The sequence below is a fragment of the Acinetobacter johnsonii CIP 64.6 genome (genome assembly GCF_000368045.1).
Taxonomy (GTDB): domain Bacteria; phylum Pseudomonadota; class Gammaproteobacteria; order Pseudomonadales; family Moraxellaceae; genus Acinetobacter; species Acinetobacter johnsonii.
On record NZ_KB849235.1, the window covers coordinates 1,002,681 to 1,017,077 of the forward strand.

General features: G+C 42.6%; 15 protein-coding genes. 3 read left to right on the forward strand and 12 right to left on the reverse strand.

What is annotated here, in order from left to right:
- Positions 1-16: 16 nt before the first annotated feature.
- Positions 17-1,054, forward strand: a complete 1,038-nt coding sequence (locus F986_RS10610; RefSeq protein WP_004694862.1) for a type IV pilus twitching motility protein PilT — start codon at positions 17-19, stop codon at positions 1,052-1,054.
- Between the two features lie 26 nt (positions 1,055-1,080).
- Entirely contained in the window at positions 1,081-2,202 is a 1,122-nt protein-coding gene (locus F986_RS10615) for a PilT/PilU family type 4a pilus ATPase (RefSeq protein WP_004694864.1), read from the forward strand.
- A 59-nt stretch (positions 2,203-2,261) separates the two neighbouring features.
- On the opposite strand, the gene fur is transcribed toward F986_RS10615, so the two are convergent.
- Positions 2,262-2,699, reverse strand: a complete 438-nt coding sequence (gene fur, locus F986_RS10620; protein WP_004694866.1) for a ferric iron uptake transcriptional regulator — start codon at positions 2,697-2,699, stop codon at positions 2,262-2,264.
- A gap of 112 nt (positions 2,700-2,811) precedes the next feature.
- On the opposite strand from fur, the gene F986_RS10625 reads away from it, so the two are divergent.
- Entirely contained in the window at positions 2,812-3,210 is a 399-nt protein-coding gene (locus F986_RS10625; RefSeq protein WP_004694868.1) for an outer membrane protein assembly factor BamE, read from the forward strand.
- Between the two features lie 46 nt (positions 3,211-3,256).
- On the opposite strand, the gene F986_RS10630 is transcribed toward F986_RS10625, so the two are convergent.
- The 11 genes from F986_RS10630 to F986_RS10685 form a co-directional block, all read right to left on the reverse strand.
- A complete protein-coding gene (locus F986_RS10630; protein ID WP_004694870.1) occupies positions 3,257-3,580 on the reverse strand; it encodes an RnfH family protein in 324 nt (107 codons plus the stop codon).
- Complete coding sequence (locus F986_RS10635; protein ID WP_004694872.1) at positions 3,580-4,662, reverse strand: hypothetical protein; 1,083 nt, start codon at positions 4,660-4,662, stop codon at positions 3,580-3,582. The genes F986_RS10630 and F986_RS10635 overlap by 1 nt, the downstream gene beginning before the upstream one ends.
- A gap of 142 nt (positions 4,663-4,804) precedes the next feature.
- Positions 4,805-5,260, reverse strand: a complete 456-nt coding sequence (locus F986_RS10640; RefSeq protein ID WP_005400160.1) for a bacteriohemerythrin — start codon at positions 5,258-5,260, stop codon at positions 4,805-4,807.
- A gap of 274 nt (positions 5,261-5,534) precedes the next feature.
- Positions 5,535-6,383 (reverse strand): class II glutamine amidotransferase, encoded by an 849-nt coding sequence (locus tag F986_RS10645; protein WP_004694877.1) that lies wholly within the window; start codon positions 6,381-6,383, stop codon positions 5,535-5,537.
- 168 nt (positions 6,384-6,551) lie between these two features.
- Complete coding sequence (locus F986_RS10650) at positions 6,552-7,502, reverse strand: IS481 family transposase (protein ID WP_004694879.1); 951 nt, start codon at positions 7,500-7,502, stop codon at positions 6,552-6,554.
- Between the two features lie 74 nt (positions 7,503-7,576).
- A protein-coding gene (locus tag F986_RS17930; protein WP_100222784.1) for an IS5 family transposase occupies positions 7,577-8,328 on the reverse strand; the annotation gives its coding sequence in 2 pieces (ribosomal slippage) (positions 7,577-7,992 and positions 7,992-8,328; 753 coding nt in all).
- Positions 8,329-8,376: 48 nt separating this feature from the next.
- Entirely contained in the window at positions 8,377-9,279 is a 903-nt protein-coding gene (gene argB / locus F986_RS10665) for an acetylglutamate kinase (RefSeq protein WP_004694885.1), read from the reverse strand.
- A 10-nt stretch (positions 9,280-9,289) separates the two neighbouring features.
- Positions 9,290-10,717, reverse strand: coding sequence for a phosphomannomutase/phosphoglucomutase (locus F986_RS10670; protein ID WP_004694887.1), 1,428 nt, complete (start codon positions 10,715-10,717; stop codon positions 9,290-9,292).
- A 196-nt stretch (positions 10,718-10,913) separates the two neighbouring features.
- Positions 10,914-11,366, reverse strand: a complete 453-nt coding sequence (dut, locus tag F986_RS10675; RefSeq protein ID WP_004694889.1) for a dUTP diphosphatase — start codon at positions 11,364-11,366, stop codon at positions 10,914-10,916.
- A gap of 43 nt (positions 11,367-11,409) precedes the next feature.
- Complete coding sequence (locus tag F986_RS10680) at positions 11,410-13,449, reverse strand: UvrD-helicase domain-containing protein (protein ID WP_004694892.1); 2,040 nt, start codon at positions 13,447-13,449, stop codon at positions 11,410-11,412.
- A 127-nt stretch (positions 13,450-13,576) separates the two neighbouring features.
- Positions 13,577-14,227 (reverse strand): YiaD family glycine zipper/OmpA-like lipoprotein, encoded by a 651-nt coding sequence (locus tag F986_RS10685; protein ID WP_004694894.1) that lies wholly within the window; start codon positions 14,225-14,227, stop codon positions 13,577-13,579.
- Between the last annotated feature and the right edge of the window lie 170 nt (positions 14,228-14,397).

Below are 14,397 nucleotides of genomic sequence, written 5' to 3' on the forward strand. Positions count from 1 at the left end.
TGAACTCGGGGAAATAATGGATATCACAGAATTACTAGCCTTTTCGGCTAAGAACGGGGCATCAGATTTACACTTATCTGCGGGTATGCCACCGATGATTCGTGTCGATGGTGAAGTTCGTCGTATCAATTTACCAGCTTTAGAACACAAAGAAGTGCATAAACTGGTCTATGACATCATGAATGACAAACAACGTCGTGATTTCGAAGAAAAACTAGAAACAGACTTTTCCTTTGAAGTTCCAAGCATTGCTCGTTTTCGTGTGAACGCATTCAACCAAAACCGCGGTGCAGGTGCAGTATTCCGTACCATTCCGTCTAAAGTCCTGACCATGGAAGACTTAGGTTTAGGACAAACCTTTAAAGAGTTGTGTGAATTGCCACGTGGTTTAGTTTTAGTGACGGGGCCTACTGGTTCTGGTAAATCTACCACGTTGGCTGCAATGATCGATTATATTAACGATAACCGCTATGACCACATCTTAACGGTTGAAGACCCAATCGAATTTGTACACCAGTCAAAAAAATGCTTGATCAACCAACGTGAAGTACACCGTGATACACATGGTTTTAACGAAGCGTTGCGTTCTGCACTACGTGAAGACCCCGATATTATCCTCGTGGGTGAGATGCGTGACCTTGAAACCATTCGTTTGGCGCTCACTGCCGCTGAAACGGGTCACTTGGTCTTCGGTACACTACATACCACCTCTGCGGCAAAAACCATTGACCGTGTGATTGATGTATTCCCTGCTGAAGAAAAAGACATGGTTCGTGCCATGTTATCTGAATCGCTACAAGCCGTGATTTCTCAAACCTTACTCAAGAAAAATGGCGGTGGCCGTGTTGCCGCGCATGAAATCATGATTGGTATTCCTGCCATTCGTAACTTAATTCGTGAAAACAAAGTGGCACAGATGTATTCTGCTATTCAGACTGGTGCAAACTACGGTATGACCACACTGGATCAAAGTCTGAAAAACTTGGTCACCAAAGGAGTGATCAGTCCGCAGACCGCACGTACAGCTGCCAAGCAACCTGAAACCTTCTTATAAGAAAACAATGGATTTGGGGTATAGATATGGATTTTAACGACTTACTCAATTATATGATTCAACAAAAAGCGTCGGATTTATTTATCACCGCTGATGTTGAACCCTCCATGAAAATTAACGGTCAAATTGTGCCTGTGGCTAAGGGCAAGCTGACGGGTGATGTCGCGGGGCAACTGCTCAACTCGATTATGAGTGAAAAGCAGCGTAAAGAATTTGCAGATACACATGAGTGCAACTTCGCGATTATGAATCGGGATAAAACGGCACGTTTTCGTGTCAGTGCCTTTCAACAGCGTGATATGCCAGGTATGGTTTTGCGTCGGATTGAGACGCAAATTCCAACCATGGACGAGTTAAAACTCCCGCCTGTGCTCAAAGAGTTGGCCATGACCAAACGTGGCATCATCATCTTTGTGGGAGCAACAGGTACGGGTAAATCGACTTCTTTGGCTTCGATCATTGGTTACCGTAACCAAAACTCGAAAGGTCATATCATTACCATTGAAGACCCAATTGAATTTATTCATGAGCATGCAGGCTGTATCATTACCCAGCGCGAAGTGGGCATTGATACGGACTCTTTTGAAATCGCGCTGAAAAACACCTTACGTCAGGCCCCCGATGTGATCCTGATTGGTGAGATTCGTTCCCGTGAAACCATGGATTATGCGATTGCCTTTGCTGAAACAGGTCACTTGGTATTTGCAACGCTGCACGCCAACAACGCCAACCAAGCCATCGACCGTATTATTCACTTCTTTGAAGCAGACCGTCATAGCCAATTGTTTATGGACTTGTCTTTAAACCTTAAAGCGATGGTTGCTCAGCAGTTGATTCCAACACCAGACGGTAATTCTCGTCGTGCTGCAATTGAGATTTTGATTAACTCACCGTTAATTTCCGATTTGATCCGTAAAGGTGAAATCCACGAAATTAAAGACCTGATGAAGCGTTCTCGTGAACTCGGTATGCAAACTTTTGACCAAGCCTTATTCGATTTGTACAAAGCTAAGCAGATTACCTATAAAGATGCGCTGAAACATGCCGACTCTCCGAACGACTTACGTTTACAAATCAAGTTGTCTGAAGAAGGCGGTGATCGTCTATTGCATGCCAGTGCAAACATCACGTTTGACGGACAAGCTTAAGCATTTCTTTAAACAATAAAAAAGGGCTTCTCATGAAGCCCTTTTTTAGATCTAAATTATTACTTTTTACGCAGTGCTTCTTGGCACTCAGCAGCATCACAGTAACCATATAGGTTGAGTGAGTGACCTGTTAAAGTAAAGCCATGCTTTTCAGCAACTTCGTGCTGCTCATGCTCAATTACTTCGTTGCTAAACTCAACCACTTTGTTGCAGTTTTGACAAACGATATGATCATGATGATCGTCTTGCATGATTTCGAAAACAGAATGGTTATTTTCAAAGTGATGGCGCTGAATAATACCCGCTGCTTCAAACTGCGTTAACACGCGGTAAACAGTTGCTAAACCGACATCTTCACCTTGTTCAAGTAAAGTCTTATAAATATCTTCCGCACTTAAATGGTGTTGCTTTGAATTTTCTAGTAGTTCTAATATTTTAATTCGTGGAAGTGTAACTTTAAGTCCAGCTTTGCGTAGATCTTGATTTGAAATTGGCATGTAAAAAGGTCTCTCAACAAATTTAAAGTTAGAATATGCAACAAAGTGTAGATGCAGTATGATCTATCCGTGGCTCAATTGCATCATAATTAATTTGGGATAGTGTAGCAAAATGCAAAAAATCATGTTGGCGTTATTCGTCACTTCACTGCTCGCAGGCTGTTCGACCTTGGGCGTTTATAAAGTTGATATTCCTCAAGGTACGCCATTAACTCAAGCACAAGCGTCAAAAATACAAGTTGGCATGAGCCATCAACAAGTTCGCTTTTTGCTTGGCAGCCCGACAGTTTCAGATCCAATGAATCCGCTACGTTGGGACTACATCTACAATTATACCCCAGGAACGTATGCTAAAAAAGCCAAGATTCCTGCTGCACAAGGTCAACACCTGAAAGTCTATTTCGACCCAAACGGTATTGTCCAAAAAATTGAAGGCTTAGAAACCATTCCTGCATCTCAGCCGGGCTTACCAGCATCGAAAGAAGCGATTCTAAACGCGCCCCCACTATAAAGCCTTATTCTAAAAAAGAAACCCCTCAACTGAGGGGTTTTTCATATCATTTCGATTGTTTTAAGCGATTGCCTTTTGCAAAGCGACCCACAGGATTATTTTGTGCACGTATCCTTCGAATATCTTTAGGATTAATGCTCAAAGCTCGGTAAATTTCAACACGATCCCCTGCCTGTAAAACCTGTTGAAGGTCTTTCAATCGGACACCAAAGATGCCCAATTGTAAAGGCTCAGGCAATTCGACCTGCGAACCTATGCCACTCAGCTGAATCGCATCCTGCGCCGTCATTCCTTCAGAAAATGGCACACTGATATGAAACTGCTGGTCTGCTGTTGCGTAGGCAACCCAGACTTGTTGAAGCATACGCATTAAATCAATTTTCCAAGTACGGCTACAATTGCCAATACAATAGAAACAGGTAATACCACACGCACAGCGATGCGCCAAATATTATAAAAAGCTTCATTACTAAAGTTCATCGACTTACGTAAATGGCTAATTTTCATAATCCAACCAGCAAAAATGGCATAAATCAAACAAATCACTAAGCCCCACAGCATCAGTAAGATGTTAAAAATCGGGCCAGTGGCTGGAATTAACCACACCAACGTTGCAACCAGCAGCACGAGCCACTGAACCACAATATTCAACTGGCGCTGTGCCAACTGCTCACGTGCCATCTGTAACAACACGGCCGCCGCTGCAACCGCAGTTAAGGCAATCGCATACGCAGGTAATGCCGCTTGGACTGCAAAAAATGCAAAAGCAACCACCGCCAAAATTTGTGCAATCCAAATCGGTAAAACAGTCTTGGTTGCAGTATCTTGCTGTTGAACTTGTGCCAAACTGTTCTGCCAGTACAGGCCGAGTCCTAAACCGCTTGCCACCAAAGCCAATACCGTTGCACTGCCCCATTCTGAAAATTCAACAGGTGTCACTTGCCACTCAGCGGTTCCTGTACCAAAAAGGTTTGCAAGCACTAAGGAGATCAGCACACCGACCGCCGTTAACGCTAAGGTCAACAGACGTGGGGCAAAAGACAACACGATGGCAATCACGGCCAAAGTAATAAAGATCACGGACGATGTCATATCGGCCAGTGCATATTGATTTAATAATTGCGCAGCATTAGACAACATGCCGCCCGCTAAAAAAGGAATAAAAACGACAGCAAGCCATCCCACAAGACGCCACGTCTGTGAAGCATCGGCATCACGTGTCAAACTTGACAAAGCATTTAATGCCGTGGTTTTTGAACGCTTGGCTAAGGCAATCTCTAAGTAACACACAGGTAAAGCCAAGATCACCATGGTCACTAACCAAAGTAACCAAAAGTCGAGCTGACGTTCAACCTGAACTCCCACCAAGGGTGCAAGTGTGGCAATGATAATAAATGATAAACAAAATGCCATCAGCGGCGATAACCATCGTGACAGAGCATTGTCTTGCATGATGCGTTCCTTTAATAAGTCTTGCGCTATTTTGCCTTGCTCGCTTATGAAAATCAAAAACAAAAAGCAAACCATCAAAACTGATGATTTGCTGCGCTAAATATAATTAAAATTTATTGTTTTTATCCCTCGTTTGGCTCACTTATGAAAAGAAACGAGCAAACCAGTTTTTCCCTTTTTTCTTTTCTTTTTCTTTAATAATGCCCATCATGTTTTCTTTTACGGCACCGACATAATCTGCATCATCATGCTGGATATGATTAATCAGCCATTTCGACAACACTTCATGCAGCTCAGCTTCGATTGAATGACCCAGCTCAAAACGGTCACGATAAGATTCAATTTTTTTAATAAATAAATCATGTACACGTTTGTGGGGTACACGATATTTATAACCCGCCTCTTCTTGGAGAGACTCTTCAAAAGTGAAGTGAGACTGTGTGTAATCAATAATATTTTCTAAAATCTGTTTCACGCGTTCACGGTCAGTATTGACATCAATCGCATCAATTTCATTGATATAATCGAGAATACGACGGTGTTGATCGTCAATCACATCGATACCAGTATTATATTCTGGAACCCACTTCATTATCATTCCGACCACCCAATAAAAATTAATAGATTAATTACATGAATTAATCATATCGACTATAATTAAAAATAAAAGTGAATCAAATTGGTTGGTTTTATACTATTTTCACAAAATTAAACTTAAGTATTTATTTTAAATAAGTAAATAAATTTAAACCCGACCAAAAGAATCAGTTATTATTTAATCGATTTTATTATTTTATAAGTATGTGCCAAAATAAAAGCATGTTTTATTTTATTATCAACATGCTTTTATATTCTAATCATTTTGAAATAAATTAATATTGATCTGCTTTAGTAACGCGTTTTAAAGACGGATCTTTGGCTTCTCGGATTAAACGTTCCACATGGGTCATTTGGTGGCGGATCGCTTTACCATATTGAAATAAAATCATTTCACCGGGTGCAAAGGCTGTCCACGCTTCATTTTGAGTCAACGGTTCGGTAGTAATCACGGCCACGCGATCGTCTACAGTAGTGATTTGGCTAAAATCGACTTCAACATCAATGTCGATCAGCTGCGCAGGTTTAAATGGGTACTCACGCACCAACCAATGCAGTTTGGTAATGGCATAACTAAACAGGGCCTGCCCATTTGATAAACAGAAATTGAACGTGCCATGCTCCGCAATCCGTGGAGAAACATCCGTTAATAAATCAAAAACTTGATCTAGACTTGGCTCGGTATAGCCAAATTTATTCACCAGTTGGTCCAGTAAATAGCAAAATGCACGTTCACTGTCGGTATTGCCCACTGGGGTAAAGCGTCCTGAAAGTACAGGATCAAAGTCATGCAAATCGCCATTATGGGCAAAAATCCACTGTCGTCCCCATAACTCACGGCTAAATGGATGTGAGTTTTCTAAGTTAATTTTTCCCTGTGTCGCTTTGCGGATATGTGCAATCACATTGCGTGATTTGATTGGATAATTACGAATTAATTCAGCAATCGGCGACTCAACTGCAGATTGATTGTCAACGAATAAACGGCAGGCTTTATCCTCAAAAAAAGCTATCCCGAAACCGTCACAGTGGTCTGAAGTAATCCCCGCGCGCTGTGAAAAGCCTCGAAATGAAAAGGTAATATCAGTCGGCGTTGCACAGTTCATTCCGAGCAGTTGGCACATAATCTTGATCTTATTTAAACATATTTATTTATGATGGTTTTATTGTGCATGAGTCCTGACTGGCTTGCAATTCACAATGCTTCATAAACCCACACACATTCACGCATAAAACCATTTTTATAAATTGCATAGGCCTAAAAAAAGCCTCCGAGAAGGCTTTTTAAAATACTAGGTGTTTAGTCCCGGCATTTGATGGATCGGATCAATTTTAAAAAGTTCAGGTTCATCTGTCCACTGTTTGCAGATGAATTCGTAGGGAGTCAGGCCCCTGAGTGTTTTGAGTCTGCGGCCGAAGTTGTATGCAGCAATAAAATCAGCAAGGTGAATGCATAGCTGAGTGTGATCGTCGTAATGGAACCGTTTGACAGTAGCTTCTTTAATCGTTCGGTTCATCCTCTCGACCTGTCCATTGGTCCATGGATGCTTAACCTTGGTAAGACGATGTTCAATGCCACATTCAGTACAAACCCGATCAAAGATGTGCTCAGAGGCGTAGCGATCACAGGTGCGGTTCGTGAACTGGATGCCGTTATCTGTTAGCACCGTATGGATTCTATAGGGCACAGCCTTAACCAGATTGCGCATGAACTCCGCGGCTGCCATCTTACTGGCTTTAGTATGCAATTCAGTGAACGCAAACTTGGAAGTGCGATCAATGGCAACGAAGAGATAAAGCTTACCCTGTGCTGTTTGCATCTCAGCGATGTCGATATGAAAGTAACCAATGGGGTAGCTCTTGAAGCGCTTCCTGACAGGGCGATCACCTTGTACCTCAGGCAGTCGTGAAATACCATGCCGCTGTAAGCAGCGGTGTAACGACGAGCGTGTCAGATAAGGAATACTCGGCTGCAATGCATAAAGGCAATCGTCTAGCGGCAACAAAGTGCGTTTTCGAAAAGCAACAATTGCCGCCTCATCTTCAGGCGATAACACGCTTGAGCGAGAATTCTTTGGGCCGGTTGTAAGATCATCTACTGAAGTACGTTTCTTCCATTTTGCGACGGTCTTTTGATTGATGCCGTAACGCTTGGCTAGCGTTCTTAAGCTCTCTTGACTATTTTGTATTGCTCGACGCACTGCCTGTGTCGTTGTGGCGCTGCTGTGTAGAACTTGTCCCATAGTGCTTCCTTCCATTTATCTGAGAATATTGCACCATTAAAATCTGGGACTAAACAACTAGGGTCTGTTGAGAATTACCGAGAGTTAATTAAACTCGCGCACAGTTGAATCATGGCTTCAAAACTCGTATCTGTTTTACAACTACGCATCGCTATACGTTTAAATTCTTTTAACTTACAGAAATAGTTTTCAATGAGATGACGCCATTTATACATAATCGTATCAAATCCTCTCATTACTTTTCGATTAGATTTAGGTGGGATCACCACTTTCACTTTACGTTCATTGAGTTCTTGGATGAGCCAATCTGCATCAAATGCTTTATCAGCCAGTAATGCTTGAAAATCAACATCTTCAATTAAAGGTTTGGTTTCTACTAAATCGTGATATTGACCAGGCATTAATCGAAACTTAATAAGGTTGCCTAGACTATCCACTAAGGCAAGAATTTTACAGGTCATTCCACCTCGAGATTTACCTATAGACTGTTTGAAAGTCCCCCTTTTGCACCTTGCCCATGTCGATGAACTTTAACAATCGTTCCATCAATCATGGCGTATTCCAAATCAACATCTTCATTTACAGATGCAAAAATATTTTCAAATACACCAGCTTTCACCCAATCACGGTATCTTTTAAAGACGGTATTCCATTTACCAAAATGAGGAGGTAGATCACGCCATGGACTGCCTGTACGGGCAATCCATAGGACTGCTTCTAAAAATAATCGATTATCTTTTCCACTACGACCTCGATCGGTCACTTTACCTAGGCAAAAAGGTTCCATTTTTGCCCATTGGGCATCAGTAAGTATGTATCTATCCATAGTACTATTATAAATTAATCAGTAGCCTTTGTTAATTCTCAACAAGCCCTAGTGTTTATTAGTGCGATTGGTAATCAATGTACCGACACCATGATCGGTGAAAATCTCCAACAACGTTGCATGTGGCACACGACCATCCACAATATGCGCGCTTACCACACCACCTTTCACCGCATCTAGAGCACAACCCACTTTCGGAATCATCCCGCCGTAAATCACGCCCGTTTCAATGAGACGGTCAACTTCTTGGGTGGTTAGACCCGTGAGCAGGTTTTTATTTTCATCTAAAACACCTAAAATATTGGTCAACAAAATCAGCTTTTCAGCACCTAAAGCTTCAGCCACTTTTCCAGCCACCAAATCCGCGTTGATGTTATAGGTGTTGCCCTCTTCATCCACACCTAAAGGTGCAATCACAGGAATAAAATCACCACTGGTAAACATTTCCAATACATCGGTTTTAACACTGGTCACTTCGCCCACTAGGCCTAGATCAATTTTTTGTACCGTGCCATCTTCCGCAGTTTTTTCCATCAGTAACTTTTGTGCACGCAGTAAGTTACCATCTTTACCCGTTAGACCAATGGCACGACCACCATGTTGGTTAATCAAATTCACGATAGATTTATTCACACTACCGCCCAACACCATTTCAACCACTTCCATGGTCGCAGGATCGGTCACTCGCATGCCATCAATACGGTCAGACTCACGCCCCAATTGCTTTAAAAACGAATCCACTTGTGGACCGCCGCCATGCACCACGATTGGATTTAAACCGACGGTTTTTAACAAAACGATGTCACGTGCAAACGAGCTCTCAAGCTCAGGATCGGTCATTGCATTGCCACCATATTTCACTACTAGCGTTTTTCCAGCAAAACGTTGAATATACGGCAAAGCTTCAGTCAGGACTTGTGCTTTGTCGAGGCCAGTATGTTGATGTGGCATGTGCCTCTCCTTAATGGGCGTCTAATAGGTCTTGTGCAATCTGCGGATAATCTGCCGTCAGCATGTGCACAAAGTTATGGCGAATTTGATGGAGCCGCTGATCACTGTCCGCGTCGAAACGTACGGTAAAATACTCACCTGTATTCGATGCTCGAATAATGCCAAATCCATCCTCAAAATCAAGTCTTACGCCATCAATTTTACTCATTTCCGCTTGAAAGTGCTGACTTTGTTTTTCCACATTCGCTAAAACCAGCGCGGGTGAAATCTGATGGGTGCTGATATAAATATCCTCTGTACTGGCACGTTCTGGGTAGTCTGCCAGTGCTTCCGACAAAGTGCATTGCTTCAAGCTTAAGTATTCCAGCACACGTAGTGCGGCATATAAACCATCGTCATAACCCAAACCACGACCATCATTAAACACATAATGCCCTGCATATTCACCGCCAAATACTGCATGCCCTTCTGATTGCGCCAAATATTTCCGCAAAAAAGAACTGCCTGTACGAATCATTTTTGGAATACCCTGATGGGCCAGTACTGTATTTCGAACCATGGTGGAACATTTCACATCAAAAACCACTTCATGTGCTGGATGATCGGCCAAACACATGTGCGCAAACAAGGACAATAAACGGTCTGCTGAAATGATTACGCCCTTTTCATCAATCAATACAACACGGTCACCATCACCATCAAAGGCAATACCGATATCGGCATGCTGCTGTTGCACGGCGTTACGCAACAGATCTAAATGTTTGGCTTGAGAGGGATCGGGGGCATGTTCAGGAAATTCACCATTGGCCTCACAGCGTAAAGCATGCACCTCACAGCCGAGTTTCTTTAAGACCAAAACGGCACAACGCCCCGCTGAACCGTATAAACCATCCACCACAACTTTATAGGGTCGCGGTTGAGGCATAAGCTGTATATCATTGAGCAATGCCGCCTGATATGCCAGACAATATTCAGGCAAGATCTGATGTGGCAACGTTTGCCAGTTCATCTTTGCATGGCTGTCAAAATATTCATTTGCATCGCGTGCCACCTGTTGGATTGCCTCAGGTAAAGGGGGCTCACCCTGCATAATCCATTTGATCCCATTATCCGACTTCGGATTGTGGCTGGCTGTCACCATAATGCCGTTGCCATCAAACTGACGTGCCGTGTAATACAACACAGGGCTAGCACAGCATCCGATAATTTTCGCATCTAAGCCCTGTTTAAGACATTCTTTGTAAATAATTTCTGCAAAAGCAGGACTGCTTTGTCTAGCATCATAACCAATGGCTAAACGTGTCTGCCCAGTCTTTAAATATTGAGTTGCAAGCGCTTGTGCAATGGCACGAATCAGCTCAGCACTCATGACATCCAATTTGCCACGGATGTCATAGGCACGAAATATATGTGCAGGAAATTTTGGCTGAAAATCCATAGGTCTAACTTCTAATTTATTCAGATCAACAGCTCTTTCAGCTGTCCTTGTTGTTATGCTTAACGCTGGGTTTAATTTTACTAAGGATTCAAAAAAGAGTTGTAACTTTTTATGAACTAAAAATGATCATTCAGCATTAAAACAACAAAGCCTCTTTCAAGGAGAGGCTTTGTTGTTTTACTTTATCACTGAGAGATTAGTTTTGACCAGTATGTCCGAAACCACCTGCACCACGTTCTGTCGCTTCAAATTCATTCACAATATCGAACTGTGCTTGAATCACAGGTACGAGTACATACTGCGCAAGACGTTCACCTGGCTCTAAACTGAAAGCTGTTTGGCTACGGTTCCAAACCGACACCATCAATTCACCTTGATAGTCCGAATCAATTAAACCCACCAAGTTACCCAAAACAATGCCGTGCTTATGACCTAGGCCTGAACGCGGTAAAATTAAACCAGCAAAGTGTGGGTCTTCAATATAAATAGATAAACCTGTTTTGACCAAAACAGTTTGTCCTGGTTCAATGACGGTCGCAGCATCGACACATGCACGAAGGTCTAAGCCTGCTGAACCCGTTGTCGCATAGGTTGGCATTGGCCATTCATTGCCTAAACGTGAATCCAACACTTTAACCTGAACTTTCATTCTCTTTTTCCTAGTACAATAAATTTCTAAAACAAAAAAATATTTAGCGCTTAATCAACGCACGTAAATTATCTAAATAATGCTGCGCTTGTAATTTCGGATCGACATTGCCCGCCAGTTTCTTTTTACGCCCCAGCCATTCCAACTCGTCTTGCGGTAACTCATCCAAGAAACGACTTGGTGTCATTTGCTTCATTTGACCACCCGCCTTACGTTGTTCTGCAAGCGTGATGGTTAAACCCTGACGCGCACGGGTGATGCCCACGTACATCAAGCGACGCTCTTCCTCAACTGTATCTGCGGCAATCGAGTTTTTATGCGGCAGTAACTCTTCCTCAAGACCAATCAGATAGACATATGGAAACTCAAGCCCTTTGGATGCATGCAGCGTGAGCAGGTTTACTTTGTCAGTGTCTTCTTCTTCTTGCTGCTGCTCTAACATATCCAGCAACACCATTTTACGAATTACGCTTTCAATGTTTTTCTCATCAACATCTTCAGCACGGTTAATCAAACTTTGAATACTGCTATACAGCACTTCAATATTATCCAGCTTGGTTTTTTCTTGCGCAGGCGTCGCCGCAGACTCTTTGACATAGTCGATATAACCCGCTTCAACCATCATCTTGCGAATAATCGGTACAGGTTCATCATCCTCAAGCAACTCACGGGTAAAGGTGGTAATGAAGTCTGCAAACTCCGCCAACTGCGTGGTGGCTTTTTTAGGAATCACCATGGTGAGACGCTGATCACCCGCTGCAGAGAGCAACGACAAATGATTTTCTTGTGCAAACAGACCCAGCTTTTCTAAAGTCACAGGCCCAATGGCACGTTTAGGTGTATTGATAATCCGTAAAAATGCACTGTCATCTTCAGGGTTAATAATGACGCGCAAATAGCTCATCACGTCTTTGATTTCAGCTCGTCCGAAGAATGACTGACCACCCGATAATTTATACGGAATCTGCATTTGACGCAGTTGTGTTTCCAGTGCACGTGCTTGGAAATTACCCCGATACAAAATGGCGTAATCCTTCCAATTTTTACCATTCATCAGTTTATGGGTAATTAAGTCTTTCACCACGCGTTCCGACTCATCGTCATCATTGCGGCACGTAATCACTCGAATCACTTCACCATGGCCTTTATCTGACCACAGTTTTTTATCAAAAATATGCGGATTGTTACCAATCACGGTATTGGCCGCTTTCAAAATACGACTGGTCGAACGATAGTTCTGTTCGAGTTTAATCACTTTTAAATTGTGAAAATCTTCATTCAGCAAAGCCATGTTTTCAGGCTTGGCACCACGCCATGCGTAGATCGATTGGTCATCATCACCCACCGCAGTGAACTGACCCATCACTCCCACCAGCAATTTCACCAAAATATACTGTGCGGTGTTAGTGTCTTGATACTCATCGACCAATAAATAGCGAATACGGTTTTGCCAGCGCTCACGTACTTCAGCATTTTCTTGTAAAAGACGCGTCGGCATCACAATCAGATCATCAAAATCGACCGCATTATAGGCACGTAAATTACGCTCATACAGTTGATACAAGTGCGCAAACTGAACATCTTCTGCTGTTTCACAGGTGGTGTGTGCTTGCTCAGGCGGAATCAGATCATTTTTCCAATCTGAAATCATCTTCATGGCTTTGGCAATCAGCTCTTTACTTTCCGCACCGGATAAATTGTCACGGTGCATCAAGTCCATCAAAATACGCTTACAGTCGTCCGCATCTAAAATAGAAAAATTATTTTTTAATGGTGTGTGTTTCAGTTCTAAACGCAGCATGTTTAGGCCAAAGGTGTGGAAGGTCGAGACTGAAAGCCCCTTTGCCTCTTCACGTGACAGCAACTTGGTAACACGTTCTTTCATTTCACGTGCTGCTTTGTTGGTAAACGTCATCGCGGTAATACGATAAGCAGGAATGCCGCAGTGTTTCACCAAGTAGGCAATCTTACGGGTAATCACCGAAGTTTTACCTGAACCAGCCCCTGCAAGTACTAACAAGGGTCCTTGAGTATATTTCATGGCTTCAAGTTGCTTGTCGTTTAACTGACTTGCCAGTGACATAGTCTTTCCTCTATTTCATTCCGAGCTCGATTATAGTCATCTCCGCTACAGATGCATAATGCAAATTCATATTTTAACAGTCATAAAAAAAACCACCCGAAGGTGGTTTTTCAGTCTTCAATAAAAATTATTGAATTGCGTAGATGCTGATTTCTACACGACGGTTTTGCTCACGGCCTTCAGCAGTCGCGTTAGACGCGATTGGGTTTGCTGAACCTTGACCTTGTGCATTAATACGTGTTGTAGAAACACCTTGAGATGCCAAGTAGCTTGCTACAGATTGCGCACGCGCTTGAGACAGAGGAATGTTGATTGAATCATTACCTGTGCTGTCTGTATAACCTGTTACAAGAATACCGCTCTTGTTATCTTCAGTTAAGGTTTGTGCAACTTTGTTTAAAGTTGAATAAAAGTTCGGCTTGATGTTTGATTTATTGGTATCAAAGGTAATGTTACCCGGCAGAACCAAACCTACAGAGCCATCTGGATTACGGTTAACTTCTACACCAGTACCCGCCATTTGTTGGCGAAGTTTCTTCTCTTTGTTGTCAAGGTAAACACCCGTTGCACCACCGACAACTGCGCCAATCGCTGCAGCACGGTTGTTTTGACGGCTCGTGTTTGCGTTTCCTTTAGAAATACCATAACCAGCAGCAGCACCAATTAAGGTTCCTAATGCAGCTTTATCGTATTCTACACCACCAATGTTATTACCAGTGCTTTGACAACCTGTAAGAACCATTGCCCCAACGACTGCGGAAATTGCTAGTGCACGCATCGCATGCCTCCTTCTTTGTGTGTTTTGTTTATAGAACGAATATTGTCGTAAAACGATGATCTAGACCATTGATTTTTTGTTAATAATAAAGCCTTTATTTACAATATGTAATAAAAAATTTCCTTTTCAAGACTTTCTTCGTCACAATTTCTACACAGTTAATGTTTGGT

Excerpts from the sequence above, each read along its gene's own strand:
- fur (WP_004694866.1), bottom strand. The coding sequence starts at position 2,699 with ATGCCAATTTCAAATCAAGATCTACGCAAAGCTGGACTTAAAGTTACA.
- F986_RS10625 (WP_004694868.1), top strand. The coding sequence starts at position 2,812 with ATGCAAAAAATCATGTTGGCGTTATTCGTCACTTCACTGCTCGCAGGC.
- F986_RS10640 (WP_005400160.1), bottom strand. The coding sequence starts at position 5,260 with ATGATAATGAAGTGGGTTCCAGAATATAATACTGGTATCGATGTGATT.
- dut (WP_004694889.1), bottom strand. The coding sequence starts at position 11,366 with ATGAAAGTTCAGGTTAAAGTGTTGGATTCACGTTTAGGCAATGAATGG.
- F986_RS10645 (WP_004694877.1), bottom strand. The coding sequence starts at position 6,383 with ATGTGCCAACTGCTCGGAATGAACTGTGCAACGCCGACTGATATTACC.
- argB (WP_004694885.1), bottom strand. The coding sequence starts at position 9,279 with ATGCCACATCAACATACTGGCCTCGACAAAGCACAAGTCCTGACTGAA.
- F986_RS10635 (WP_004694872.1), bottom strand. The coding sequence starts at position 4,662 with ATGCAAGACAATGCTCTGTCACGATGGTTATCGCCGCTGATGGCATTT.
- F986_RS10630 (WP_004694870.1), bottom strand. The coding sequence starts at position 3,580 with ATGCGTATGCTTCAACAAGTCTGGGTTGCCTACGCAACAGCAGACCAG.
- F986_RS10685 (WP_004694894.1), bottom strand. The coding sequence starts at position 14,227 with ATGCGTGCACTAGCAATTTCCGCAGTCGTTGGGGCAATGGTTCTTACA.
- F986_RS10610 (WP_004694862.1), top strand. The coding sequence starts at position 17 with ATGGATATCACAGAATTACTAGCCTTTTCGGCTAAGAACGGGGCATCA.
- F986_RS10650 (WP_004694879.1), bottom strand. The coding sequence starts at position 7,502 with ATGGGACAAGTTCTACACAGCAGCGCCACAACGACACAGGCAGTGCGT.
- F986_RS10670 (WP_004694887.1), bottom strand. The coding sequence starts at position 10,717 with ATGGATTTTCAGCCAAAATTTCCTGCACATATATTTCGTGCCTATGAC.
- F986_RS10615 (WP_004694864.1), top strand. The coding sequence starts at position 1,081 with ATGGATTTTAACGACTTACTCAATTATATGATTCAACAAAAAGCGTCG.
- F986_RS10680 (WP_004694892.1), bottom strand. The coding sequence starts at position 13,449 with ATGTCACTGGCAAGTCAGTTAAACGACAAGCAACTTGAAGCCATGAAA.